General features: G+C 65.2%; 19 protein-coding genes. 8 read left to right on the top strand and 11 right to left on the bottom strand.

Going from position 1 to position 24,898, the window contains the following annotated elements:
* The first annotated feature begins 47 nt into the window (after positions 1 to 47).
* Both GPL20_RS35645 and GPL20_RS35640 read left to right on the top strand, forming a co-directional pair.
* Entirely contained in the window at positions 48 to 2,636 is a 2,589-nt protein-coding gene (locus GPL20_RS35645) for a CHAT domain-containing tetratricopeptide repeat protein (protein ID WP_157336908.1), read from the top strand.
* Positions 2,637 to 2,919: 283 nt separating this feature from the next.
* Complete coding sequence (locus GPL20_RS35640) at positions 2,920 to 4,536, top strand: phosphoenolpyruvate carboxykinase (protein ID WP_254126094.1); 1,617 nt, start codon at positions 2,920 to 2,922, stop codon at positions 4,534 to 4,536.
* 164 nt (positions 4,537 to 4,700) lie between these two features.
* On the opposite strand, the gene GPL20_RS35635 is transcribed toward GPL20_RS35640, so the two are convergent.
* From GPL20_RS35635 to GPL20_RS35625, 3 genes are all read right to left on the bottom strand, one after another.
* Positions 4,701 to 5,516, bottom strand: coding sequence for an acyl-CoA thioesterase (locus GPL20_RS35635; protein ID WP_157336906.1), 816 nt, complete (start codon positions 5,514 to 5,516; stop codon positions 4,701 to 4,703).
* 4 nt (positions 5,517 to 5,520) lie between these two features.
* Positions 5,521 to 5,862: a hypothetical protein gene (locus tag GPL20_RS35630; protein ID WP_254126096.1), complete on the bottom strand. Its 342-nt coding sequence runs from the start codon at positions 5,860 to 5,862 to the stop codon at positions 5,521 to 5,523.
* Between the two features lie 97 nt (positions 5,863 to 5,959).
* Positions 5,960 to 8,485 (bottom strand): glycogen/starch/alpha-glucan phosphorylase, encoded by a 2,526-nt coding sequence (locus GPL20_RS35625; RefSeq protein WP_157336904.1) that lies wholly within the window; start codon positions 8,483 to 8,485, stop codon positions 5,960 to 5,962.
* A 206-nt stretch (positions 8,486 to 8,691) separates the two neighbouring features.
* On the opposite strand from GPL20_RS35625, the gene GPL20_RS35620 reads away from it, so the two are divergent.
* Positions 8,692 to 8,925, top strand: coding sequence for a hypothetical protein (locus GPL20_RS35620; RefSeq protein ID WP_157336902.1), 234 nt, complete (start codon positions 8,692 to 8,694; stop codon positions 8,923 to 8,925).
* Between the two features lie 86 nt (positions 8,926 to 9,011).
* On the opposite strand, the gene GPL20_RS35615 is transcribed toward GPL20_RS35620, so the two are convergent.
* From GPL20_RS35615 to GPL20_RS35605, 3 genes are all read right to left on the bottom strand, one after another.
* The gene (locus GPL20_RS35615) at positions 9,012 to 9,578 is read right to left on the bottom strand and encodes a PAN domain-containing protein (protein ID WP_157336900.1); all 567 of its coding nucleotides are present in this window, start codon (positions 9,576 to 9,578) and stop codon (positions 9,012 to 9,014) included.
* A 115-nt stretch (positions 9,579 to 9,693) separates the two neighbouring features.
* Positions 9,694 to 11,064, bottom strand: coding sequence for a glutamate--cysteine ligase (locus tag GPL20_RS35610; RefSeq protein WP_157336898.1), 1,371 nt, complete (start codon positions 11,062 to 11,064; stop codon positions 9,694 to 9,696).
* Between the two features lie 99 nt (positions 11,065 to 11,163).
* Positions 11,164 to 11,658 carry a MarR family winged helix-turn-helix transcriptional regulator gene (locus GPL20_RS35605; RefSeq protein WP_157336896.1) on the bottom strand — a complete coding sequence of 165 codons (495 nt, stop codon included), beginning with the start codon at positions 11,656 to 11,658 and terminating at the stop codon, positions 11,164 to 11,166.
* 126 nt (positions 11,659 to 11,784) lie between these two features.
* Here GPL20_RS35605 and gstA point away from each other — a divergent pair, with 126 nt between their 5' ends.
* The 3 genes from gstA (at position 11,785) to GPL20_RS35590 (ending at position 13,375) form a co-directional block, all read left to right on the top strand.
* Complete coding sequence (gstA, locus tag GPL20_RS35600) at positions 11,785 to 12,399, top strand: glutathione transferase GstA (RefSeq protein WP_157336894.1); 615 nt, start codon at positions 11,785 to 11,787, stop codon at positions 12,397 to 12,399.
* A 114-nt stretch (positions 12,400 to 12,513) separates the two neighbouring features.
* Positions 12,514 to 12,858, top strand: coding sequence for a hypothetical protein (locus GPL20_RS35595; protein ID WP_157336892.1), 345 nt, complete (start codon positions 12,514 to 12,516; stop codon positions 12,856 to 12,858).
* A 208-nt stretch (positions 12,859 to 13,066) separates the two neighbouring features.
* Positions 13,067 to 13,375, top strand: a complete 309-nt coding sequence (locus tag GPL20_RS35590) for a hypothetical protein (RefSeq protein ID WP_157336890.1) — start codon at positions 13,067 to 13,069, stop codon at positions 13,373 to 13,375.
* A gap of 451 nt (positions 13,376 to 13,826) precedes the next feature.
* Here the strand turns inward: GPL20_RS35590 and GPL20_RS35585 are convergent, their stop codons facing one another.
* The 4 genes from GPL20_RS35585 to GPL20_RS35570 all read right to left on the bottom strand — a co-directional run bounded on the left by GPL20_RS35585 (position 13,827) and on the right by GPL20_RS35570 (position 19,615).
* A complete protein-coding gene (locus GPL20_RS35585; protein ID WP_157336888.1) occupies positions 13,827 to 16,040 on the bottom strand; it encodes an FAD-dependent oxidoreductase in 2,214 nt (737 codons plus the stop codon).
* 18 nt (positions 16,041 to 16,058) lie between these two features.
* Positions 16,059 to 17,267 carry an acetyl-CoA C-acetyltransferase gene (locus GPL20_RS35580; protein ID WP_157336887.1) on the bottom strand — a complete coding sequence of 403 codons (1,209 nt, stop codon included), beginning with the start codon at positions 17,265 to 17,267 and terminating at the stop codon, positions 16,059 to 16,061.
* A 56-nt stretch (positions 17,268 to 17,323) separates the two neighbouring features.
* Positions 17,324 to 19,114 (bottom strand): acyl-CoA dehydrogenase C-terminal domain-containing protein, encoded by a 1,791-nt coding sequence (locus GPL20_RS35575; protein WP_157336886.1) that lies wholly within the window; start codon positions 19,112 to 19,114, stop codon positions 17,324 to 17,326.
* 117 nt (positions 19,115 to 19,231) lie between these two features.
* Entirely contained in the window at positions 19,232 to 19,615 is a 384-nt protein-coding gene (locus GPL20_RS35570; protein WP_157336885.1) for a nuclear transport factor 2 family protein, read from the bottom strand.
* A gap of 177 nt (positions 19,616 to 19,792) precedes the next feature.
* On the opposite strand from GPL20_RS35570, the gene GPL20_RS35565 reads away from it, so the two are divergent.
* Complete coding sequence (locus GPL20_RS35565) at positions 19,793 to 20,368, top strand: PadR family transcriptional regulator (protein WP_157336884.1); 576 nt, start codon at positions 19,793 to 19,795, stop codon at positions 20,366 to 20,368.
* Between the two features lie 15 nt (positions 20,369 to 20,383).
* Here the strand turns inward: GPL20_RS35565 and GPL20_RS35560 are convergent, their stop codons facing one another.
* The gene (locus GPL20_RS35560; protein ID WP_157336883.1) at positions 20,384 to 21,142 is read right to left on the bottom strand and encodes an outer membrane protein; all 759 of its coding nucleotides are present in this window, start codon (positions 21,140 to 21,142) and stop codon (positions 20,384 to 20,386) included.
* A gap of 316 nt (positions 21,143 to 21,458) precedes the next feature.
* Here GPL20_RS35560 and GPL20_RS35555 point away from each other — a divergent pair, with 316 nt between their 5' ends.
* Complete coding sequence (locus GPL20_RS35555) at positions 21,459 to 24,830, top strand: tetratricopeptide repeat protein (RefSeq protein WP_157336882.1); 3,372 nt, start codon at positions 21,459 to 21,461, stop codon at positions 24,828 to 24,830.
* Positions 24,831 to 24,898: the final 68 nt, after the last annotated feature.

Genomic DNA, 24,898 nt, shown 5'->3' with positions numbered 1-24,898 from the left:
CGGCGACCCAAGACCGTAATGGTTCGAGGTCGGCAGCGAGAGGGTTCATGACACGCCGTCGTTTGATGCTGGTCGCGGGTCTGGCGCTCGCGATCACAGCGCTGCCTGCGCCCAGCCTTGCCCAGAAAGGTCTTGCCGCGGAAGGCGCGCGGATCAACGCCCTCATGAGCGCCGGCAAATATTCGGAAGCGCTGCCCTTGGCGCAGGCGATGGTCGCGAGCCTCGAGAAGAGCGACAATGGCCGCGATCTCGCAGCCGCGCTGAACAATCTCGGTCAGGTCCATGCGGGCCAGGGCCGCGACGATCTGGCCGAGCCGCTCTACAAGCGCGCCATCGCGCTGATGGAAAGGTCGCTTGGTCTCGAAACCCCATTGATCGCCGCCGAGCTGACCAATCTCGCCGCGCTGTACCAGCGGCAGAGCCGCTACGCCGAGGCCGAGCCGCTGTTCAAGCGCGCGCTTGCTGTCCGCGAGAAGGCGCTGTCGCGCGAACACCCCGATGTCGGCCAGGCCCTCAACAATCTGGCCACGCTCTATGTCAAGCAGGAGCATTTTGCCGACGCCGAGCCGCTGTTCCAGCGGGCGCTCGCGATCTATCAGAAGGCCGCCGGACCCGAGCATCCCGCCGTCGCCACGGTCCTGAACAACATCGGTCAGGTCAATCGCGACCTCAATCGCGATGCGAATGCCGAAGCGCCCATCAAGCGCTCGCTTGCCATTCGCGAAAAGGTGCTGGGGCCGGATCATCCCGATGTCGCGCGCTCCTTGAACAATCTCGCCGGGCTCTACGAGCACCAGCAACGCTTTGCCGATGCCGAGCCGCTGTATCGCCGCGCTCTTGCGATCCGCGAGCGTGCGCTTGGGCCGGATCATCCGGATGTCGCGACCTCGACCAGCAATCTCGCCTATTTCCTCTACGTCTCCGGGCGCACCGCCGATGCGCTGCCGCTGGCGCAGCGGACGTTCCGCGGCGGTCGCGCGCAGCTGCGCGTGGTGCTGCCGATCCTGTTTTCCGCGCGGCAGCAGCATCTCCTGCCCGACGACAAGGCGCTGGACGAGGCGCTCGCCGCGATCCAGCGCGGCACGCAGTCCTCCGCGGCGTCAGCCGTGAACAAGCTTGCGGTGCGGCTCGCCGCCGGCAGCGACCGGCTCGCCGAGCTCGTGCGCAAAGACCAGGATCTGGCGGCCGAGTCCGAGGCGCTGGACAAGGCAATCATCACGGCGGTGTCCAAGCAAGCCGCGCAACGCGACGTCGCAGCCGAGCAGCGCAGCCGCGCGCGGATCGCAACGATCGCGAACGAGCGCTCGGGCTTGCGGAAGACGCTCGCGGTCGAGTTTCCCGATTATGCCTCGCTCTCCAATCCGCTGCCGCTCTCGGTCAAGGACATCCAGCCGCTGTTGTCGACTGAGGAGGCGATGGTGCTCTATTCCGTCGTCGACAGGCAGAGCTATGTCATCGCGATCACGCGCGAGACCGTCGACTGGAAGGAGATTCCGCTCGGCGCGGATACGCTTGCGCAGAAGGTGACCGCATTCCGCAAGGGGCTCGATGTCGGCAAGGCGCGCGATGCCTCCGGCAAGTCGGGATTGTTCGATCTTGCGCTCGCCAACGAGCTCTATGTCGCGCTGCTCGGTCCCGTCGAGACGCTGACAAAGGACAAGCGCAGCCTGCTTGTGGTGCCGTCGGCGGCGCTGACCGCATTGCCATTTCATCTCCTTGTCACGGAGAGGCCGCAGGCTGCGATCCCGGACACGCTCGATGGCTATCGCAGCGCCGCCTGGCTGTTGCGGCGTCAGGCCGTCTCGGTGCTGCCGTCGGTGGTCAGCCTGAAATCGCTGCGCGCCTTTGCGCGTCGGGATCAGGGCGTCAAGCCGATGACCGGCTTTGGCGATCCCGTGTTCAATCCCGCGCTGGAAAGCCCGGCCGATCGTCGCGCCGCAAGCGGCAAGGTTGCCGCGCGCAGCATTGCGACGATCGCCTATACCGACTTCTGGCGCGGCGCCGGTGTCGACCGCGCGCGGCTTGCGCAGGCGCTGCCGCAGCTTCCCGATACCGCCGATGAGCTCAACGCCGTGGCGAAGGATGTCGGCGCCGCCGACGCCGATATCCATCTCGGCCGTGAGGCCAGCGAAACGACGCTGAAGCGTGCAGCGCTTGCTCAATACAGCATCATCTACTTCGCCACCCATGGCCTCGTTGCCGGCGATATCAAGGGATTGGGCGAGCCCTCGCTCGCGCTCACCATTCCCAATCAGCCGTCGGATCTCGACGACGGTCTGCTGACCGCGAGCGAGGTCGCTCAGCTCAAGCTCAATGCGGATTGGGTGGTGCTGTCGGCCTGCAACACCATCGCCGGCGACAGGCCCGGCGCGGAGGCCCTGTCGGGACTGGCGCGCTCGTTCTTCTATGCCGGCGCACGCGCGCTTCTGGTCTCGCATTGGGCAGTGGATTCGGAAGCTGCCACCCGCTTGACCACGTCGACTTTCGCTCTGCTCAAAAACGAACCAAAGCTCGGTCGTGCCGAAGCGTTGCGCCGTGCCATGCTGACCTATCTCGACGACGCCTCGTCGCCGCGCAACGCCTATCCCGCGATGTGGGGGCCGTTCGCGCTCGTCGGCGAAGGCGACGTACGATAAGCCGTCTCGACGATTGTGCGTCGCAAAAACCTCAGACAACGCCGAAACACGCATTTGGTTGCGCGATCATTGGTGATATTCTGATGCGCCTGTTCAGAGCTGACATGCGCGACGTTTGGCGCGGTCCTTGAATAAACCAAATCCTGCGGGATCAGCTTGGCAACGCCAGCGTTCAACAGTATTAGGTCGTGCAGCCGAGGCCGGACGGCCTGCTATTCACGGTGACCGCGATGGCGCCAAAGCTTGGTCGCGATAGTGTCGCGGGTTCTAGGAGGATGTTTTCGTGCAAGAGACGGGCGTGCGCAACGGTGCCTTCGGCGCCGACAAATTCGGCTTAAAGAATCTCAAGCAGGTTCACTGGAACCTCGGTGCGCCGCAACTCTATCAATATTCGCTCTCCGCGGGCGAGGCGGTGCTGTCCGCTGACGGTGCACTGTGCGCAGATACCGGCGAGTTCACCGGTCGCAGCCCGAAGGACAAGTTCACGGTGCGTGACGCCAGCACCGACAAGAAGATGTGGTGGGCCGGCAACCAGTCGATCACCGCGGAGCAGTTCGAGACGCTCTATCAGGATTTCCTCAAGCACGCCGAAGGCAAGAGCCTGTTCGCACAGGACCTCTACGGCGGCGCCGATCCGGCGTACCGCATCAAGACGCGGGTCTTCACCGAACTCGCCTGGCATTCGCTGTTCATCCGCACGCTGCTGATCCGCCCCGAGTCGATCGAGCTGTCGACCTTCGTGCCGGAGCTCACCATCATCGACATGCCGAGCTTCCGCGCCGATCCGAAGCGCCATGGCTGCAAGTCGGAGAACGTCGTTGCGATCGACTTCGCCCGCAAGATCGTGCTGATCGGCGGCTCCTACTACGCCGGCGAGATGAAGAAGTCGGTCTTCACCACGCTGAACTACTACCTGCCCGAGCGCGGCGTGATGCCGATGCATTGCTCGGCCAATGTCGGCGCCAATGGCGACACCGCGATCTTCTTCGGCCTGTCCGGCACCGGCAAGACCACGCTGTCGGCCGATCCGAACCGCACGCTGATCGGTGACGACGAGCACGGCTGGGGCCCGAACGGCGTGTTCAACTTCGAAGGCGGCTGCTACGCCAAGTGCATCAAGCTGTCGAAGGAAGCCGAGCCCGAGATCTATGCCGCCTCGACGCGCTTCGGCGCGGTGCTCGAGAACTGCGTGCTCGACGATGACACCCGTGTGGTCGATTTCGACGACGGCTCCAAGACCGAGAATACGCGTTCGGCCTACCCGCTCGACTTCATCCCGAACGCCTCGCGCACCGGCCGCGCGCCGCAGCCGAAGAACGTGGTGATGCTTGCGGCCGACGCCTTCGGCGTGCTGCCGCCGATCGCCAAGCTGTCGCCGGCGCAGGCGATGTATCACTTCCTCTCCGGCTACACCGCCAAGGTCGCCGGCACCGAGCGCGGTCTCGGCAACGAGCCGCAACCGGAGTTCTCGACCTGCTTCGGCTCGCCGTTCCTGCCGCTCGATCCCAGCGTCTACGGCAACATGCTGCGCGACCTCATCGCCCAGCACAATGTCGACTGCTGGCTGGTCAATACGGGGTGGACCGGCGGCAAGTACGGCGTGGGCTCGCGGATGCCGATCAAGGTGACGCGCGCGCTGCTCACCGCCGCGCTCGACGGAAGCTTGCGCAACGTCGAATTCCGCACCGACAAATATTTCGGCTTCGCGGTCCCGACCGCGCTGCCCGGCGTGCCGGCCGAGATCCTCAACCCGGTCAACACCTGGAAGGACAAGGACGAGTTCGACAAGACCGCCCGCAGCCTGGTCGGCATGTTCCAGAAGAACTTCGCCAAGTTCGAAGCCCAGGTCGACGCCGAAGTGCGCGCGGCCGCGCCGGACGTGAAGCTCGCGGCGGAGTGAATTCGCATCGCTTGAAGTAGAAAAAGGGCGGCCGAGAGGCCGCCCTTTTTTCGCGCAGTATCACTCCGCCGTCATTGCGAGCGCAGCGAAGCAATCCAGAATCCCTCCGCCGAAAGACTCTGGATTGCTTCGCTGCGCTCGCAATGACGAGTGTGTGGCAGCCGTCACGCCTTGAAATACGCGATCTGCGTCGTGGTCGCGAGCAGCCTTCCGTTCGGCGACCACAGCTCGGCGTTCTGGTCGGCGTAGCTTTTGTGCATGATCTTCGAATCGGCGGTGGCGAGCACGCGGGTGATGTCCTCGGCCGCGAGCTCCTCGCTGTCGGTGTGGAAATAGGTCGTCAGCGACACCGTGCCGAACGGCACCAGCTCGCGCCTGGCGTGGAAGATGCGGCCGAAGAAGGCGTCCGACATCGACATCAGCGACAGCATGTCGAGCTTGCGCGGCGTGCGGTCGCTGATCCAGATCTTCGAATAGGTGCTGGCCAGCTCGCCCTGCGGCGGGCCGATCCGCATCTCGCCCTCGACGAAGCGGAATTCATACTGGTTGGCCCAGGACGCCGCGATCTTCGGAAAAGGCAGCGTCTCTTCGAACGGCTTTGCGTCGGGATATTGCGCCACCCTGTGCTCCCAGGACGGCCGGCGTTCGGCGAACACGGCCGTGGCGAGCGTCGCGACCTCGCCGCCGCCTTGCGACAATTCGACGCTCCAGTGCTGGCTGGAGCGGTTGGCCTTCACCAGCCGCACGTCCAGGTCGAACGGGCCCTTCGCGATCGGCGCGCAGTAATTGACGGTGAGCGCCAGCGGATCGCCGGCGCGTTCGGGATGGTCGATCAATGCGCGCAGGATGGTCGCGGCGGTGGCGCCGCCGAACGGGCCGACAAAGGCCCAGTAATCGTCGCTGGTGTGCCCCTGCCAGCTCGAGTCGCCGGCGGTGACGCGCGTGGCGTCGTCGAAGGGGTGAGGGAGCTTGGCGTGCATTGAACTAAACCTTCACTGCGCTTCCGTCCCAAAGACGAAACTCCATCGTTTCATCATCGGGACCATATTTTTGCCAGCTCGAAAGGTCGTCAGCAGGATCGTCCGTGACCCAGACATCCGCCAACGAGCCATTGATGCGTTTCATCGCGATGACGCTCTTGCCGCTGGTCAAATCGGCGACGAAGTCGTCGATGGCGGTCTTTTCATCCTTCCCGGACAGACTGGCCAAGATGCTGCCATGCGTGTGCCACGGAAAGCCGTCGAAACCCAACGTCCAGTCCCCTTCGGGGCAAATGACGAGCAACCGGAGCTGCCCATCGGGGCTGATGTATTCGCCGACGGGCACGATTGGCTCCGGCTGGGAAAAACTCCAGCCGTAATATGATGGCTATCCTGTAAGATCAATGACCTCGCAGGTAACGTCGATTCCACGCTGCGGAAAATCAGCCGATGGCGCCGCGCTGGTCCTCGTCCTCCTGGAACGGCGGCGTGACCGGATGCACCGGCACGTTCCAGATCTCCTCGGCATATTCGCGGATGGTGCGGTCGGAGGAGAACCACGCCATGCGCGCCACATTCAGGATCGAGGCGCGCGTCCAGGCCGGCGCCACCTGCCAGCGCGCGTCGACCGCGCGCTGCGTCTCGTAATAGGAATCGAAATCGGCGCTGACCATGTAATGGTCGAGATAGCGCAGCGCATGGGCGATGGATTCGAAGCGGCCGGGGTCGCCGGGCGAGAACTCGCCGGCGCCGACCGCGTTGATGGCGCGCTGGAGCTTGGGCGATCTGCGGATCACGTCGGAGGCATCCAGCCCCTGCTTGCGCCGGATCATCACGTCGCCGGCCTCCAGGCCGAAGATCGCGATGTTCTCCGCGCCGACATGGTCGCGGATCTCGATGTTGGCGCCGTCGAGCGTGCCGATGGTGATGGCGCCGTTCAGCGCCAGCTTCATGTTGCCGGTGCCGGAGGCCTCCATGCCCGCGGTCGAGATCTGCTCGGACAGGTCGGCCGCGGGGATGATCACTTCCGCGAGGCTGACATTGTAGTCCGGCAGGAACGCGACCTTCAGCTTGCCGCCGATCGCGGGGTCGTTGTTGACGACCTCCGCGACGTCGTTGATCAGCTTGATGATCAGTTTCGCGTATTTGTAGCTCGCCGCGGCCTTGCCGGCGAAGATCTTGACGCGCGGCACCCAGTCGGCGTTCGGCTCGTCCTTCATCGACTGATACAGCGCGACCGTCTCGATGACGTTGAGGAGCTGGCGCTTGTATTCGTGGATGCGCTTGATCTGCACGTCGAACAGAGCGCCGGGGTCGACCTTGATGCCGAGCCGCTCGCCGATCAGCCGCGCGAGCGCGGTCTTGTTGTGATGCTTGATGCTGCGGAATTTCTGCTGGAACGCGACGTCGCTGGCGCGCGCTTCGATCAGGCTGAGCTGGGTCGGATCGTCGAGCACGGCCTCGCCGCAGGTCTCGCGCAACAGGTCGGTCAGCTTGGGGTTGGCCAGCATCAGCCAGCGGCGGAAGGTGATGCCGTTGGTCTTGTTGGTGATGCGGCCGGGATAGAGATGGTTGAGATCGTGGAACACGGTCTCGCGCATCAGGTCCGAATGCATCGCCGAGACGCCGTTGATGCGATGCGAGCCGACGAAGGCGAGCTGGCCCATGCGCACGCGGCGCCCGCTCTTCTCGTCGATCAGCGAGACCGAGGCGCGGAAGTCGATGTCGCCGGGCGCGCGTGCTTCGGCGAGCGCCAGATGCTGGACGTTGATGCGGTAGATGATCTCGAGATGGCGCGGCAAGAGGCGCTCGAACAGCTCGACCGGCCAGGTCTCGAGCGCTTCGGGCAGCAGCGTGTGATTGGTGTAGGAGAGGGTGGCGACCGTGATCTTCCAGGCCTCGTCCCAGCGGAAATTGTGCAGGTCGACCAGGATCCGCATCAGCTCGGTGACGGCGAGGCTCGGATGGGTGTCGTTGAGCTGGACCGCGACCTTGCCCGCGAGGCTGCGGAGCTGGCCGTCGGAGGCGAGATGCCGTTTCACCAGGTCCTGGAGCGAGGCGGAGACGAAGAAATATTCCTGGCGCAGCCGCAACTCGCGGCCCGCCGGGCTCTCGTCGTTCGGGTAGAGGAATTTGCAGATCGCCTCCGCGCGCGCCTGCTCGGCGCTGGCGCTGACATAGTCGCCCTTGTTGAAGGCATCGAGCCTGAGCGGATCGGGCGAGCGCGCTGACCACAGGCGGAGCGCATTGACGTGCTGGCCGCGCCAGCCGACGATCGGCGTGTCATAGGCGATCGCCTGCACGGTCTCGCCTGGATGCCAGATCGCGCGGTCGCGGCCCTTGTCGTCGACATGCTCGACGCCGCCGCCGAAATTGACGTCGTAGATCACTTCGGGCCGCTGCAATTCCCAGGGATTGCCGAAGCTCAGCCATTCGTCCGGATATTCCTGCTGCCAGCCCTGGTTGATGATCTGGCGGAACAGGCCGTAATCGTAGCGGATGCCGTAGCCGATCGCGGGGATCGACAGCGTCGCCATGCTCTCCATGAAGCAGGCGGCAAGCCGTCCGAGACCGCCATTGCCCAGCGCCGCGTCCGGCTCGCATTTGCGCAATTCGGGGAGCGAGACGCCGAGGTCGCCGAGCGCGACCTCGAAGATCTTGAGCAGGCCCATGTTGTTCAGCGCATCCGAGAACAGGCGGCCGATCAGGAATTCGAGCGAGAGATAATAGACCCGCTTGCGTCCGGCGTCGTAGCTGCGCTTCTCCGCGGTCAGCCAGCGATGCACGATGCGGTCGCGCAGCGCCAGCGCGGCAGCCTGGTACCAGTCGTGCTTTGTCGCCATGCCCGCGTCCTTGCCGATGGCAAGGCGCAGCTTCGCCAGGATCGCGCCCTTGATCTCAGACAGCGCCAGTTCGTCGATGGGCTGGCCGGGGGCGGGAAAACTTGGCTGGAACGATTGATCTTGCAAGGCCGTCACTTCCTGGTCGCGAAAACAGCACTCAGTCTACGCGTCTTGCCTCTGCACCGGAACCATCGCTGGTGCGGCCGTGCACTGCGCTGGCGTAAATTTATGCAAGGAATGGGCCGCTTTTGGAACCCGGAGGAGCGCGGTGGAGCGTGGACTTACCTGCTAGAATGGCGGCAGATTCAGCCATCACTGTGGAGGAAACGCCCATGAGACTGATGATCGAAATCGCCGCGGCGGCCTTTCTCGTCGTCTGCATCAGCGCCTCCAGCGCTGCGTTTGCCGCCGACAAGCCCGGCCGCAGTGCCGATGGGCTGAGCTGCGGTTTTGCAGTCCCGCAAAATGCGTCTCCCGCTGCCCGCTGTGCCGCCATCAAGCGCCAATGCGGCGGGAAGTTCTACGCCAGCGCGTGCGGCGACAGGCTGATGTCGGCCGCGAATTGAGGGGCGCGCCACCCGCGAGCGTCACCGCCCCCGCGTAAGGCGCGCCGTGCACCCTCGCACGCAATGTCGGCGATCGCAGCTGCGGATTATCTGACCACGCCGGATGTGAAACCCGCCTTGCGGCGCGGCGGCTTGATTTCCTTCTTCAGAAAGCAACGCGCCTCGCGCCCTGTGTAGCCGGGACGGGCGTAGGTGAAAGCGCGGCACTTGTTGTCGGCGACGCAGGCGGCCTTGCAGACTTCCACGCCTTCGCCTTCCTTGAGTTCGAAATTGCGCAGATCGCCGCCGGGGCGGTCGATCGACGTTTCCACGCCTTCGATGCGCGGCTCGATCACGCCGGCGCCGCGGACGCCGGAGATGCAGCAGCTTCCGGGGATGCGTGGCGGCACGGTGTTCTTGAGCCAGCACACCGCCGAGCCGCCTTCGACGTCGGGATAGTTGAAGCTCCACGACCGGCAACGGCGGTCGCGCTCGCAGAGCAGTGCGCAATCCTCGGGGTCACCCGACGTGACCGGCGTGCTGAAATAGTCGCCGCCGGGCCGGTCGAACGCCGTCTGGGCGCGTGCCGGCAGGTACGCAAGCACGAGCGACAGCAGCGCGATGCATGCCGCGACGCTTGCCATGACGGCCCCTGGCAGGCGGCCCTTCCCCATTCGGAATAGCTTTCGAGTTATTGACGACGTTCAGGTTTTTTCAGCCGATCATTTGATCGCCGCAAACCTGTATGGGCGATGAACGGCTGACAGGGCCGGTCGCCGGCCCGTTGGTCTAGAACGCGTATTCGGCGTAGGCCGGTTCCACCGAGCCCTTCCAGGGACCGTTGAATTTATCCAGCATCTCCTCGGCCGGCGTCCGGCCGGAATCGATGATGCGGTCGAGCGGCTCCAGATGCCTTGTCTCGTCGCGGCCCAGCTGGTCGATCCGGCCGCGCCGGCGCAGGCCGGCATGGGCCAGGACGAGGCACTCCTTGGCGACCTCGAAGAGATAGCGGTCCTTGATCCGCGCCTTGAAGCCGAAGCGCGGCACGTCGTCGCGCAGGGCCTGGCGCTCATGCGCGCTCCAGTGCTTCACGATCTCCCAGGCGGCATCGAGCGAGACATCGTCGTAGAGCAGCCCGACCCAGAATGCCGGCAGCGCCGGCAGCCGGCCCCACGGGCCGCCGTCGGAGCCGCGCATCTCGAGATAGCGCTTGAGCCGCACCTCGGGAAAGATCGTGGAGAGATGGTTGGCCCAGTCCGACAGCGTCGGACGCTCGCCGGGAAGGTTGTTGTTGCGGCCGTCGAAGAAGGCGCGGAACGAGGAGCCCGAGACGTCGATGTACTCCTCGCCGCGCTTGACGAAATACATGGGCACGTCGAGTGCGTAGTCGACATAGCGCTCGAAGCCCATGCCGTCCTCGAACGCCCAGGGCATCATGCCCGAGCGTGCATTGTCCGTGTCGCGCCAGATCTCGGAGCGGAAGGAGAGGAAGCCGTTCGGCTTGCCCTCGGTGAACGGCGAATTGGCGAACAGCGCGGTCGCGATCGGCTGGAGCGCCAGCGAGACCCGCAATTTCTTGACCATGTCGGCTTCGGAGGAGAAGTCGAGATTGGTCTGCACCGTGCACGTCCGGTACATCATGTCGAGGCCGTATTGGCCGACCTTCGGCATGTAATTGGTCATGATCTTGTAGCGGCCCTTGGGCATCACCGGGATGTCGGCGCGCGACCAGGACGGCGTCATGCCGAGCCCGAGGAAGCCGATGCCGAGCGGCGCTGCGATCTCGCGCACCTGCGCCAGATGCGCCATCAGCTCGCTCTGGGTCTGGTGCACGGTCTCGACCGGCGCGCCGGAGAGCTCGAACTGCCCGCCGGGCTCGAGCGAGATCGCGCCGCCGCCGGTGACGTCGTAGAGGCCGATGATGTTGCCCTTCTCCATGATCGGCTCCCAGCCGAGCAGGAGCTTCATGCCCTCGAGCAGCGCGCCGATGCCGCGCGCGCCCTCGTAGGGCACCGGACGGTGGCCTTCGAGCGTGAACGGCGTCTTCTCGTGCTCGGTGCCCAAGCGGAATTCGGACGGGGCCTTGCAGCCGGCCTCGAACCACGCAACGAGCTCGTCGCGCGATTGCAGCGGCGTCATATCGATCTGGTCTCGCGCCATATCAAACTCTAATCAAAAGCGCTTCGACCGAATGCGCGCGGGTGACAGGGATGGTCCGCGAACCGACCGGGCGCGCGGATGTGCTGGTTTGCCGCGCGATCATCGCGACGGCGTACTCTCGTTGACGTTGACCGGCGGCAGTTTCATCTCGCCGCAGGAGCAGCCCAGGCGATCGAGCAGACCGCTGAGCTTGATGGCATCCGCATCGGACAGTTTGGAGCCGACATATTTCTCGATTGCAGCGGAATAGGCGCCCCACATCCGCCGCTGCAACTCGCGGCCGGCCTCGGTGATCTCGACGAACTGGCCCCGCTTGTCGATCTTGCATTCGCGCCGCGAGGCGAGGCCCTCGTCGACGAGACGATCGATCAGCCGCGAGGTGGAATATTGCGGGATCAGCATCTGCCGCTCGAGCTCGACCGGCCGCAACTCGCCCGAGGGCGCGCGCGACAGTTCGAGCAGTGCGTCATACCAGGCCAGCGGCGGAAAGCCTGCCTTCTTCAGGTCCTGTTCGACACAATCGAGCACACGGCTCTGGACCCGCATCAGGCGGATCCAGGCTGACGTCGCCTCGGTCGATGGTTTGCGTTTCATGGTCCCGCTCAAACTCGTCGCCCGCTCTTTACCTCATTTGATGCACCTGCATCAATCTTGACTATTTCATGCAGGTGCATGTAGTTGGTCTTTCGCACGAACCAAGCGTCCAGAGGAGGAAATTCCATGAAACTGTACTATTCGCCCGGTGCCTGCTCGCTGTCACCCCACATCGCACTCCTCGAAGCCGGCCTGCCCTACGAGCTGGTCAAGGTCGATATCCGGGCCAAGAAGCTCGAAAATGGTGAGGATTATCTGAAGCTGAACCCCAAGGGCCAGGTCCCGGCGCTGGGCCTCGACAGCGGCGAGATCGTGACCGAAGGCCCGGTGATTGTCCAGATGATCGCCGATCAAGCTTCAAGCAAGGCGCTCGCGCCCGCCCGCGACAGTTCCGAGCGCTACAAGCTGCTGGAGTGGCTGAATTTCCTCACCTCGGAGGTGCACAAGAGCTTCGGCCCGCTGTTCGCGCCGGCGCTGAACGACGAGGCCAAGGCGTTCTTCAAGGACCGCGTGATGGGCAAGCTGAAATACATCGACAGCCAGCTCGCCGGCCGCGACTACCTCATGGGCAAGCAGTTCACGGTCGCCGACGGTTATCTCTTCACGATGCTGACCTGGGCCGACCGGATGAAGTTCGATCTCTCGGCGATGCCCGATCTCACCGCCTACAAGGCGCGCGTCGCGGCGCGGCCGAAGGTGCAGCAAGCGCTGGAGAAGGAAGGGCTGGCGCAGGCGAAGTAAGCCTTGCGAGACGCAACAGGCGAAAGGCCGGATCGTCGATCCGGCCTTTTTCATTGTGAACCATTTGACCGTCAACGGCGTCGAAATCTCAGCTCCTATCCACGAGACAGCCCCATGAACATGATCGTTCTCATGACCGCCGCGGGCGCGCCGCTCGCGATGCTCGGCTTGTCGACACCGGACCTGCCGCAGCGCAATTGCATCTTCATGATCCATCCCCAGCTCACCTCGGCCGTGTTCGAGAGCAAGGAAGGAAAGATCGTCTTTCCGGACCGGATGACCGAATATCCGTGCAGCTACACTAGGAGGAAGGGCGGTGCGGACATCGCCTTCACCAACCAGAATGGCTGGCGCTTCGAGGTGCGCATGGGCCGCGGCGACGAAGGCGCCTGGAGAGCCAGTCTCGCCGACGATGCGGTATCGGGCCGCGCGTTCTCGCCGTTCGGAGACCGAAAATAAAAAGGGCCGGATCGACGATCCGGCCTTTTTGCTTGTCTTTGCCCCGGATGGGGTGCGCGAACCCAAATGGCGGGATCATCGTACCTTGCATTTAGACTTATGAACTGTTGTCCGCCAAACGTAAGTAGTGCTGTCTTGTCAACGCTCGTAAAGCGGGCGAGCTTGGCAGAATTGATTGAAGATATTTGAACTCGCGTTGGAGCTGAACTTGACGATCGCCTTCGTCCTGATCGTTGCAAGCGCATTGGCGGGAATAGCGACCGGTTATGTTTTCAGGATCTGGGCGCTGGTCGTGATCTCGCCGTTCCTCGCAATCCTTGCCGCAATTGTCCTTCGCGTCTACGAATTCGGGATGATGGCGGGCGTGGCCGTCGTTGCCATCTGTCTTGCCGTCTGCCAGCTCGCCTACTTCGCTGCATCGTATTTGCTGCACGCGCGCGACGTCTCAGCCCACAACGAGGTCGACGGCGCACCAGGCGAGATAAGCGAGCAGAACATCCGCCGCCAGCACAAGTAACGCCAGCGCAGCCCAAAGCACCGGCCCCTTGCGGCGCAGGCGCGCCGGCTTCTGCTGCGGCGAGAAGCGGCCAGTCGTGAAGGCAACAGCATATTTCGCGGTGAGATCGCGAGCGAGCGCGGTCTTCCGCAGCACCAAAGAATTCATCAAGGACGCTCTCTTATTTCGTCTTCAACTTGCCGATGGGATTGGCAAGTGTCCCACCCGAGTTCGTCACCCTGACCCACAGCAAGACTAGTGCCAGGGCCGAGCAAAAGAACGGCGCCGCTTTGACGCGGCTATGACAATTGCGCGGCACCACGGACAGCGGGATTCTGGCACGGTTCCTATGTGAATTCTGTGACCGGTTCCACAGTCGGGAACTAATTTGACGCAACCGTGATGGCGTCGGCCAAAACAAAAAGGCCGGATCCGATGGATCCGGCCTTTGTTCTCGAATGACCTCAGGTGATCAGGCCGCCGCCTTCTTCGGCGCGAAACGGCCATAGAAGGTTTCGCCCTTCGCCGCCATCTCCTCGAGCAGCTTCGGCGGAGTGAAGCGCGAGCCGTACTTCGCCTCCAGCTTGTGGCAGAGCTCGACGAACTTCTTCGTGCCCATGAAGTCGATGTAGGACAGCGTACCGCCGGTGAACGGCGCGAAGCCGAAGCCGAGGATGGAGCCGACATCCGCCTCGCGCGGATCGGTGATGACGTGGTCTTCGACCGTGCGCGCGGCTTCCACCGCCTGCACCACCAGGAAGCGCTGCTTCAACTCCTCGATGTCGAGCGTGTCGGGGTCGAGCTGCTTGGGCTGGAGCGCCGAGAGACCCGGCCACAGGCTCTTCTGGCCCTTGCCCTTCTCGGGATAGTCGTAGAAGCCCTTGCTGTTCTTGCGGCCGAGCCGGCCCTGCTTCTCGACCATCTCCACCATCAGCTTCTTCTGATCGGGGTTGATGGCGTTGGGGCCGAGGTCGGCTTCGGTCGCCTTCATGATCTTGAGGCCGAGATCGAGTGCGACTTCGTCGGACAGCGAGAGCGGGCCGACCGGCATGCCGGCCATCTTGGCGCAGTTCTCGATCATCGCCGGCGGCACGCCTTCGAGGAACATCTCGTTGCCTTCGGCGACGTAGCGGCCGACGCAGCGGTTGGCGAAGAAGCCGCGGGAGTCGTTGACGACGATCGGCGTCTTGCCGATCTGCCGGACGTAGTCGAGCGCGGTCGCGAGCGCGACGTCGCCGGTGTTCTTGCCGAGGATGATCTCGACCAGCATCATCTTCTCGACCGGCGAGAAGAAGTGGATGCCGACGAACTTGCCCTGGTCCTTGAAGCTCTCGGCCAGCGAGGTGATCGGCAGTGTCGAGGTGTTCGACGCGAAGATCACGTCCGGCTTGAGGTGCTCCTGCGCCTTGGCGAAGGTCTCCGCCTTGACCTTGCGGTCCTCGAACACGGCCTCGATGACGAGGTCGACGTCCTTCAGCGCGGCATAGTCCGCGGTCGGCGTGATGCGCGCGAGCAGGGCTTCGGCATCCGCGGGCTTGGCGCGGCCTTTCTTGATCTGCTCCTCGATCACCTTCTGCGCATGTGCCTTGCCCTTGTCGGCGCTTTCCTGGTCGCGATCGATCAGGACGACGTCGAGGCCGGCGCGGGCCGAGACGTAGCCGACGCTCGCGCCCATGAAGCCGGCGCCGATCACGGCGATCTTCTTCACCTTGGTCGGCGGAACGTCCTTCGGACGGCGCGCGCCCTTGTTCAGCTCCTGCATCGAGAGGAACAGGCTGCGGATCATCGCAGCCGCTTCCTTCGAGCGCAGCACCGAGGTGAAGTAGCGTGACTCGACACGGAGCGCGGCGTCGATCGGCAGCTGGAGGCCTTCATAGACGCAGCTCATGATCGCGCGCGCGGCCGGATAATTGTCGTAGGTCTCGCGGCGGTAGATCGCGTTGCCGGCCGGGAACATCATCATGCCGGCCTTGGAGAACACCGGGCCGCCGGGCAGCTTGAAGCCCTTCTCGTCCCAGGGCGCGACGGCCTTGCCGCCGCCCTTGATCCAGTCCTTCGCGGCCTTGATCAGGTCGGCGGCGGGAACGATGGCGTGGATCAGGTTCAGCGCCTTGGCCTTGTCGACCGTGACCGGGTCGCCCTTGAGCAGGATGGTCATGGCGTCCTGCGGCGGCACCAGACGCGGCACGCGCTGCGTGCCGCCGGCGCCGGGGAACAGGCCGACCTTGACCTCGGGCAGGCCGAGGCGGGGCTTGGGATTCTCCGCCGCCACGCGATAGTGGCAGCACAGCGTGATCTCGAAGCCGCCGCCGAGCGCGAGGCCGTTGATCGCGGCCGCCCACGGCTTGCCGGAGGTCTCGATCGAGCGCAGCACCTGCGAGAAGCGCCGGCTCTGCTCGAACAGCATCTGGTTCGCCGCCGTCTCGCCCTGCTCCTTGAAGACTTTCGCGTAGGCCAGGTTCATGCCCTCGAGCATCGACAGGTCGGCGCCGGCGCAGAAGGCCTCCTTGGCCGAAGTGATGACGACGCCCTTCACCGCGGCGTCAGCCGTGGTTTCCTTGACGATCGCGTCGAGCTCGTTGGTCGAGGTCTCGTCGAGCACGTTCATCGAACGGCCCGGGATGTCCCAGGTGACGAGCGCGATGCCGTCGGAATCGGTCTCAACCTTGAAGTTCTTGTAAGCCATGTTGGTTGCTCCCTACCCTTAGACGCGCTCGATGATGGTCGCGGTACCCATGCCGCCGCCGATGCACAGCGTCACCAGCGCGGTGGACCTGTTGGTGCGCTCGAGCTCGTCGAGCACGGTGCCGAGGATCATCGCACCGGTGGCCCCGAGCGGATGGCCGAGCGCGATGGCGCCGCCATTGACGTTGATCTTGGCGTTGTCGATGTCGAAGGCCTGGATGTAGCGCAGCACGACGGAGGCGAAGGCCTCGTTGAGCTCGAACAGGTCGATGTCCGACTTCTTCATGCCGGAACGCGCGAACAGCTTTTCGGTGACGTCGACCGGGCCGGTCAGCATCATCGCCGGCTCCGACCCGATATTCGCAAACGCGCGGATTCTTGCGCGCGGTTTCATGCCGTACTTCGCACCCGCTTCCTTGCTGCCGAGCAGCACGGCCCCGGCGCCGTCGACGATGCCCGAGGAGTTGCCGGCGTGGTGCACGTAGTTGACGCGCTCGATCTCGGGATGCGACTGGATCGCGACGCCGTCGAAGCCGCCCATCTGCGCCATCATCGTGAACGACGGCTGCAGCTGCGCCAGCGACTGCATCGTCGTCGAGGGACGCATATGCTCGTCCTTGGCGAGGATGGTGAGGCCGTTGATGTCCTTCACCGGCACCACCGACTTGTTGAAGCGGCCCTCGTCCCAGGCCTTGCCCGCACGCTGCTGGCTCTGCACGGCGTAGGCGTCGACGTCATCGCGCGAGAAGCCGTATTTGGTGGCGATCAGGTCGGCCGACACGCCCTGCGGCATGAAGTAGGCCGGCACGGCCATCGAGGGATCCATCGGCCAGGCGCCGCCGGAGGCGCCGATGCCGACGCGGCTCATCGATTCGGCGCCGCCGCCGATCACCAGCTCATGCTGGCCGCTCATCACCTGCGCGGCGGCGAAGTTCACGGCGTCGAGGCCGGAGGCGCAGAAGCGGCTGATCTGCACGCCGGGCACGGCCTCGCCGAGACCGGCTTTGAGCGCGGCAAAGCGCGCGATGTCGCTGCCGGCTTCACCGACCGGATCGACCACGCCGAGCACGACGTCGTCGACGGAATCTTCCGGCAGATTGTTGCGGTCCTTCAGCGCTTTCAGCGGCACGGTGGCGAGCGCGAGCGCGGTCACTTCGTGCAGCGCACCGTCCGGCTTGCCGCGGCCGCGCGGGGTGCGAACGTGGTCGTAGATGAATGCCTCAGGCATGACGCCCTCCTGATGTGATGTCTAGATGCGATTGGGAGCAGGCGGCGGAAACAGGATCAGAACGCTTCCGCCGGCAGTTCCATGATGGTGGCGCAACCGGCCTGGATGCGCGCGAGGTTCGCGGCGGTCTCCGGCAGCATCCGCTCCATGAAGAAGCGGCCGGTGACGAGCTTGGTCGAGAGATAGGGCGTCGCCCCACTCTCGGCAATCTTGGCCTGGGTGACTTTCGCCATCCGCGCCCACATGTAGCCGAGCGCGACGAAGCCGAAGAGATGCAGGTAATCGGTTGCGGCTGCTCCCGCATTGTCCGGCTTCATCATCGCGTTCTGCATCAGCCAGGTGGTGGCCTGCTGGAGATGGCCGAGCGAGGCCGAGAGCGGGGTGATGAAGGGCTTCAGCGCCTCGTCGCCGCCATTCTCCTTGGCGAAGGCCATGACCTCGCCGAAGAACGCCATGATGGCACGGCCGCCGTCGCGCGGCAGCTTGCGGCCGACGAGGTCGAGCGCCTGGATGCCGTTGGCGCCCTCATAGATCATGGCGATGCGGGCATCGCGCACGAACTGCTCCATGCCCTGCTCGGCGATGTAGCCGTGACCGCCATACATCTGCTGCGCCTGCACCGCATTGGCGAAGCCGTAGTCGGTGAGGAAGCCCTTCAGCACCGGCGTCATCAGGCCCATATGGTCGTCGGCGGCCTGGCGGTCCTTCGGGTCCTCGGAGCGGTGAGCGACGTCGCTCTTCAGCGCGGTCCACATCACGAAGGCGCGCGCCGCCTCGTTGAAGGCGCGGATCGACAGCAGCGTGCGGCGCACGTCGGGATGCACGATGATCGGGTCGGCTTGCTTGTCCGGCGCCTTCGCGCCGGTAAGCGCGCGGCCCTGGATACGCTCGCGGGCATAGGCGACCGCGTTCTGATAGGCGACCTCGGACTGCGCGAGGCCCTGCACGGCGACGCCGAGGCGGGCCTCGTTCATCATCACGAACATGCCCTGCATGCCCTTGTTCTCTTCGCCGATCAGCCAGCCGGTGGCGTTGTCGTAGTTCATCACGCAGGTGGAATTGCCGTGGATGCCCATCTTGTGCTCGATCGAGCCGCAGACGACGCCGTTGCGCTGCCCCGCCGAACCGTCGGCGTTGACCAGGAATTTCGGCACCACGAACAGCGAGACGCCCTTGATGCCGCCAGGTGCGCCCTCGATGCGGGCGAGCACGAGGTGGATGATGTTGGAGGCCAAATCATGCTCGCCGGCCGAGATGAAGATCTTGGTGCCCGTGATCTTGAAGCTGCCGTCGGCCTGGCGCACCGCCTTGGTGCGGAGCATGCCGAGATCGGTGCCGCAATGCGGCTCGGTCAGGTTCATGGTGCCGGTCCATTCGCCCGACACCATCTTCGGCACGTAGGTCTTCTTCTGCTCCTCCGTGCCGTGCACCAGCAGCGCCGCGGTCGCGCCCATGGTGAGGCCGCCATACATCGAGAACGCCATGTTGGCGGAGATCTGGAATTCGTTGACCGCCTGGCTCAGCGTCACCGGCAGGCCCTGGCCGCCGAACTCCTGCGGCGCCGACAGGCCGAGCCAACCACCCTCTGCCACTTGCTTGAAGGCGTCCTTGAAACCCTTCGGCGTGGTGACGCTGCCGTCCTCAGTGCGTTTGCAGCCTTCGAGATCGCCGACACGGTTGAGCGGCTGCAGCACCTCCTCGGCGAGCTTGGCGGCTTCGCCCAGGATCGCCTCGCGGACGTCGCTCGACGCATCGGAGAAGCCCGCCAGATTGTCGTAACGATCGATCTGGAAGACGTCGTTGAGCAGGAAGTTCACGTCTTCGACGGGGGCTTTATAGATCGGCATGGCGTTCTCCCGGCATGGGCCTTGAAGTCATTGGGCTTGAAGTGGTGGTGTTTGCTTGCTTCCTGTGGCGCAGCCTTGACCCGCGAGCTTAGCGGGTTCTGCAACCTCAGGGCAGTTTCATGATTGGGCGGCGAGCTGCTCCGCCATCAGGCGATGCAGCATGTTGATCGCCTTGAGGGGGCGCACCATCACCTTGAAATGGGTGATGCGTCCCTCGCTGTCGAAAGTGATGATGTCGACACCGTTGATCTCGATGCCGTCGATGACATTCTTGAATTCGAGCACGGCGCCGTTGGCGCTTTTCCACTCGCCGACATAGGTGAAGCCGGGACCGCCGAGGACTTTCTCGGCGCTGGAGAGATATTTGAAGGTGATGTCGCGGCCGCGTTGCGGCGTGTGCACGACGGGGCTTTCGAAGACGGCGTCGGGATGGAGCAGGTCCCAGAGCGCGGCGCGGTCGTGAGACTTCATGTAGCCGTACCAGGAGTCGAGGCCGGTCATTCTCGGTGTGCCTCCCTTGATCAAGGCCTTGGCAAGGAGCTTGAAAACAACCCTCGCACGGTCGCGCCAAGGCCGATGGGTCGTAAGTTCACCCTCAGCTCGCGTCATATGCACATTGACGCATATGCGCCAATGCGCATAAAGTCAAGCGTCAGGGTCAGAAGAAGGAGGCCGGTCATGGCACTGGGCGACGCAATCCTCGCATGCCTGACGGAACGCCCGATGACGGGTTACGAGCTCGCCAAGACGTTCGATTCCTCGATCGGCTTCTTCTGGAAGGCCGACCACCAGCAGATCTATCGCGAGCTCTCCAAGCTGCGCGACCGCGGCTACATCCAGGGCCGCGAGGTCGTGCAATCCGGCAAGCCCAATAAACTGATCTATACGCTTACTCCCGAGGGACGAACAGCACTGCGGCACTGGGCCGCGCGACCGAGCACACCGCCCTCGATCAAGGACGACCTCCTGGTTCGGCTCCATGCGCTCGACAGTATCGACATCGAGCCCATGCGCACCGATCTCATGGCGCGCCTGGAGCACCATCGCGACCGGCACGAGAACTACGAGCGTATCCTCAAGAAGCGCTTCCCGGACGGAACGGCGGAGGGCAGGCTCGACCTTGGGAATCTGCTGCTGCTCCAGCTCGGTGCCCGGCACGAGCAGATGGTGGCCGATTTCTGCGAAGAGGCGCTCAAGGCGCTGTCGGCGATGAGCGGCAAGGGCACGGTGGTGCCGCTGGAGGGGAAGGGTTAGGCTCGCCAAGCGCGCCTAATACTTCGTGACGACGGGCGCGTCCCAGTTGAACCGGACGTTCACGCCGGCGCGGACGATGTCGTCGGTCAACCTGACGTCGCGCGTGCCAACAGTGAATGCGCCCATCGGGACCGCTGGATCGACGTATCGCTTGCTGCCGAAATCGACGTGCACATATTCGAGCTTGAGGCTCACCGCTCCCCAGCTATCGACATAGGCCGCCCATTCCCCTCCAAGCCCGGCTGCGAGGCCGGTGCGGGTCTTGGAGTCCGTAATTGATCCGGCCGGGTTGGACACAGTGATCTCGGTGCCGGCGAAGGCGACGCCGGCGGTGCCGTAGATCAGGAACTGATCGAGCGCATAGCCGACGCGGCCGCGGAACATGTCGATCCACGTCTCCCGCGTGCTGCTCGTGCCCGCGACGTTGAAGGGCGGCAGATCCTGAGCCGTGCCGTGCTTGTTGGTCCACGACAGGTCGTTCTCGAAGCCAAGCACGGTCTTCTCGATCTGGAAATCGCAGCCGAAATTTCCGCCCGCGACGGTGCCGGTGAGATTGAATGTGCCCGAGATCGTCGGTCCGGACGTATCGCCGGCCCGCCCGACGTGCTCGCTCTTGCCCCAGCTGCCGCCGGCCTGGATGCCGACATAACAGCCGGTCCAATTGAAGCCCGCGGGCGCCGGTGCCTTCACCGCCGGCCTCGCCGCCGGGGCATCGGCGGCGGCAGCGTGCGATGCCAGTCCGGCCGTCATCGCGGCCACGAGCAACCATTTCATGTCAGCCAACATTCCGGTCAGGCAAGAGCCGCCCGTGGATCGGGCCGCGCTCATCCATTGAGACGTGCAGGCCGGGTGGGGGACGAAATTTTTGTTGGCGCACGGCCGGGTGCGGTAGCCGATGGCGGCCTCGGGTTCCCCCCGCCCAACTTTAAGACACCGGGACCGCGTTCCTTAACCCGTTATTTACCGTAACAGGAAAAAGTCGGTTTTCGAGGCAGACGACCCGCGCCAAATTCGATTGTCTTTGCAACCGGGGCGCGTGGGGAGGCTGGAGGCGCCGGGTGGGGCGCCGGAGTCGGAACCGGACAGAGTCATGAATTCGCGCGTATCGTGGAGTGTTGACGGCATCGATCCATCCGTCCGGGAGCGGGCCGAAGCTGCTGCGCGCAGAGCCGGCATGTCACTCAACGATTGGCTGAACTCCACGCTCGGCGAAAATGTCCCGCCAAACTTTCGCGGACCTTACGACCAGCGTCCGCAACACATGCCGCAAGCACCGAGCCAGGAAAGCCGCGACGTTGCCGACATCCACCAGCGGCTCGACGCGATCACCCAGCAGATCGAGCGGATCTCGAGGCCCGCGCCGCGCCAGGATTCCTCGCGCGAGAAAGACGTCTCGCGCGAGCAGGGCGTCGCGCGCCAGCTCAACGACGCGATCTCGCGGCTCGATGCGCGCCTGTCGCAGATCTCGCGGCCTCAGCCGCAGCAGCCACAGGCTCCGCGGCCGGCACCCGTCGAGACGCGCCAGCGCCAGGCCGACGCGGTCGAGCGCGCGGCAGCGCAGGTCTATCGCAACTCACCGCCCCTGAGCCCGGCTTCGTTCGACGTTGCGGTCGCCGAGATCACTGCACGGCAGAGCGAGCTCGACGGCTTCGCGCCGCGGCAGATGCCGCCGCGCGCAGCGCCGCCGATCGCGCCCATGGCGGCTCCGATGGCGCCGCCCGCACCGGCCTATGCGCCGCCGCCCGGGCCGGATTTCTCGTCACTCGAGCGCCATTTGCTCAAGATCACGAGCCAGATCGAGTCGCTGCAGCGGCCGGACAACACCGAGCAGGCGATCGCCGCCTTCCGCGGCGAGCTTGCCGAGATCCGCCACGCCATCACCGAGGCGATGCCGCGGCGCGCGATCGAATCGATCGAGAACGAGATCCGCTCGCTGCATCGTCGTATCGACGAGACCCGCTCCAACGGCACCGACGGCCAGGTCCTGTCCGGGATCGAGCGTGCGCTGTCCGACATCAAGCAGGTGCTGCGCACGCTGACGCCGGCCGAGCAGCTCACCGGTTACGACGAGGCGATCCGCAATCTCGGCGCCAAGCTCGATCTGATCCTGCGTGCCAATGACGATCCGTCGACCGTGCGGCAGCTCGAAGGTGCGATCTCGGCGCTGCGCGGCATCGTCTCCAACGTCGCCTCCAATGAAGCGCTGGCGCGTCTTTCGGACGACGTGCAGCTCTTGTCCTCCAAGGTCGACCAGGTCACCCGCTCCTCCGGAAACGGCGACAGCTTTGCGGTGCTGGAGCAGCGCATCGCCGCGCTCACCGCGGCCCTGGAAATGCGCGAGCGGCCGCAGCCATCCGAGAGCACCGAGCATCTGGAAGCTGCGATCCGCGCGCTGTCGGACCGCTTCGACCGCATGCAGGTCGGCAACGATTCGGCCTCGACCTTCGCGCATCTCGAACAGCGCGTGTCCTATCTGCTGGAGCGGATCGAGGCCGCCTCCGATCCGCGCAACGGCAATCTCAGCCGCGTCGAGGACGGGCTGCACGACATCCTGCGTCACCTCGAGCGGCAGCAGTCGACCTATTCCGCACTGGCCGAGAGCCGCAACGCCGCGCCGGCCGATTCCGGCGTGGTCGATCTCGTCAAGCGCGAGCTCTCCGACATCCGATTCAGCCAGGCCGAGACCAACCGCAGCACCCAGGACTCGCTCGACGCCGTCCACAGCGCGCTCGGCCACGTGGTCGATCGCCTCTCCATGATCGAGGGCGATCTGCGCGCGGTGCGCACGGCGCCGCCGGCCCCTGCGCCGCAGCCGATGCCGATGGCGGCTCCGATGGAGCCCGCGCCGATGGCGCGCGATCCGCGGCCGCAGCAGCAGCCACCGAAATACGATCCGAAGCCCGAGCTGCCCAACCCTGCCGCGGCACAGGCAGCGCAAGCCGCCTTCGTCGCCGCGCCGCGCGAATTCCATGCCGCGACGCCCGCCGCGCCGCCGCCGATGCCGCCGCCCGTTCCACCGCGCGCGATCAGCGAGATACTGGAGCCGCATACGGCGCCTGCGCGCGCCGCGCTGGCGCCGGAATTGCCGCCGGATCACCCGCTCGAGCCGGGCACACGGCCGGGCGGACGGGTCGCCACGCCGTCGGAGCGTATTGCCGCCTCCGAGAGCGCGATCAGCGAAATCCCCGCCGCGTCGAAGGAGCCGGTGTCGTCGTCGAGCTTCATCGCCGCCGCGCGCCGCGCCGCCCAGGCCGCCGCCGCGCAGCCGGAAAAGACCGGCCGCGCCGCCAAGGCAGGGGCCGACCGGTCCAAGGACAAGGGCAAGGACGGCGCTTCGACCATCACCTCGAAGATCCGCCAGCTGCTGGTTGGCGCGAGCGTGGTCGTGATCGTGCTCGGCACCTTCAAGATGGCGATGAACCTGCTCGACGGCGGCAGTGCGCCGCCGGCGCCGCAGGCGATGGAGAATTCGGCGCGCGAGCCCGCGCCGCCGGCGCCGCCACCGCCGGTCGAGACCAAGCCCGCAACGCCCGAGCAGATCACGCCGTCGATGACCTCGCCGACGCCGATCGGACGGCAATCGCAGAACAATTCCGCGCCGGCGCCCATTCCCCAAGCGGGCAGCTTGGCCTCCGTCGAAATCCCGCAGGCGCCTGCCGCGGCCCCGCCGCCTGCCTCCAGCGACATCACCGGTGCGCTGTCGGGCATGGGCCGTGCGCGGCTCGGCCAGATCCAGGTGCCGCCGAGCGAGAAATTGCCCGACGGCATCGGCGGGCCGGGCTTGCGCGCCGCTGCGATGAAGGGCGATGCGACCGCGGCCTACGAGATCGGCGTGCGCTTCGCCGAGGGCAAGGGCGTCGTTACGAACTACGACGAAGCCGCCAAATGGTACGACCGCGCGGCGCAGGCCGGCGTGGTGCCCGCGACCTTCCGGCTCGGCACGCTCTACGAGAAGGGCCTCGGCGTGAAGAAGGACGCCGACATCGCCCGCCGCTACTACACGCAGGCCGCCGAGCGCGGCAATGCCAAGGCGATGCACAATCTCGCGGTGCTCGATGCCGACGGCGGTGGCCGCGGCGCCAATTACAAGAGCGCGGCGCAGTGGTTCCGGAAAGCGGCCGATCGCGGCGTCGCCGACAGCCAGTTCAACCTCGGCATCCTCTATGCCCGCGGCATCGGCGTCGAGCAGAACCTCGCCGAGTCCTACAAATGGTTCAGCCTCGCCGCTGCCCAGGGGGACGCGGATGCGGCCGGCAAGCGCGACGACGTTGCGAAGCGGCTCGACCCGCAGTCGCTGGCCGCCGCCAAGCTCGCGATCCAGACCTTCAGCGCCGAGCCGCAGCCCGACGACGCCGTCAATGTCATGGCGCCCGCCGGCGGCTGGGACAGCGCACCGCAGGCAAACGCAAAACCCGCGCCGAAGCCGGTCGCAGCCAAGCGCTCGGCCTCGGCAGCGCACTAGAGCCGAATAGCTTAGGCAGAACGAAAGAGCCGCGGGCTCGATGCACCTCTCCCGCTTGCGGGAGAGGT

Origin of the sequence: Bradyrhizobium cajani (assembly GCF_009759665.1) — a bacterium.
Classification (GTDB): Bacteria; Pseudomonadota; Alphaproteobacteria; order Rhizobiales; family Xanthobacteraceae; genus Bradyrhizobium; species Bradyrhizobium cajani.
Note: the sequence above shows the minus strand (reverse complement) of the source record. Positions and strands in the feature narration are given on the sequence as shown.

Bases quoted from the DNA above. Each gene is read 5' to 3' on its own strand.
- GPL20_RS35645 (WP_157336908.1), top strand. From the start codon at position 48: ATGACACGCCGTCGTTTGATGCTGGTCGCGGGTCTGGCGCTCGCGATC.
- GPL20_RS35635 (WP_157336906.1), bottom strand. From the start codon at position 5,516: ATGCACGCCAAGCTCCCTCACCCCTTCGACGACGCCACGCGCGTCACC.
- GPL20_RS35620 (WP_157336902.1), top strand. From the start codon at position 8,692: ATGAGACTGATGATCGAAATCGCCGCGGCGGCCTTTCTCGTCGTCTGC.
- GPL20_RS35615 (WP_157336900.1), bottom strand. From the start codon at position 9,578: ATGGGGAAGGGCCGCCTGCCAGGGGCCGTCATGGCAAGCGTCGCGGCA.
- GPL20_RS35610 (WP_157336898.1), bottom strand. From the start codon at position 11,064: ATGGCGCGAGACCAGATCGATATGACGCCGCTGCAATCGCGCGACGAG.
- GPL20_RS35605 (WP_157336896.1), bottom strand. From the start codon at position 11,658: ATGAAACGCAAACCATCGACCGAGGCGACGTCAGCCTGGATCCGCCTG.
- gstA (WP_157336894.1), top strand. From the start codon at position 11,785: ATGAAACTGTACTATTCGCCCGGTGCCTGCTCGCTGTCACCCCACATC.
- GPL20_RS35595 (WP_157336892.1), top strand. From the start codon at position 12,514: ATGAACATGATCGTTCTCATGACCGCCGCGGGCGCGCCGCTCGCGATG.
- GPL20_RS35585 (WP_157336888.1), bottom strand. From the start codon at position 16,040: ATGGCTTACAAGAACTTCAAGGTTGAGACCGATTCCGACGGCATCGCG.
- GPL20_RS35580 (WP_157336887.1), bottom strand. From the start codon at position 17,267: ATGCCTGAGGCATTCATCTACGACCACGTTCGCACCCCGCGCGGCCGC.
- GPL20_RS35575 (WP_157336886.1), bottom strand. From the start codon at position 19,114: ATGCCGATCTATAAAGCCCCCGTCGAAGACGTGAACTTCCTGCTCAAC.
- GPL20_RS35570 (WP_157336885.1), bottom strand. From the start codon at position 19,615: ATGACCGGCCTCGACTCCTGGTACGGCTACATGAAGTCTCACGACCGC.
- GPL20_RS35565 (WP_157336884.1), top strand. From the start codon at position 19,793: ATGGCACTGGGCGACGCAATCCTCGCATGCCTGACGGAACGCCCGATG.
- GPL20_RS35560 (WP_157336883.1), bottom strand. From the start codon at position 21,142: ATGAAATGGTTGCTCGTGGCCGCGATGACGGCCGGACTGGCATCGCAC.
- GPL20_RS35555 (WP_157336882.1), top strand. From the start codon at position 21,459: ATGAATTCGCGCGTATCGTGGAGTGTTGACGGCATCGATCCATCCGTC.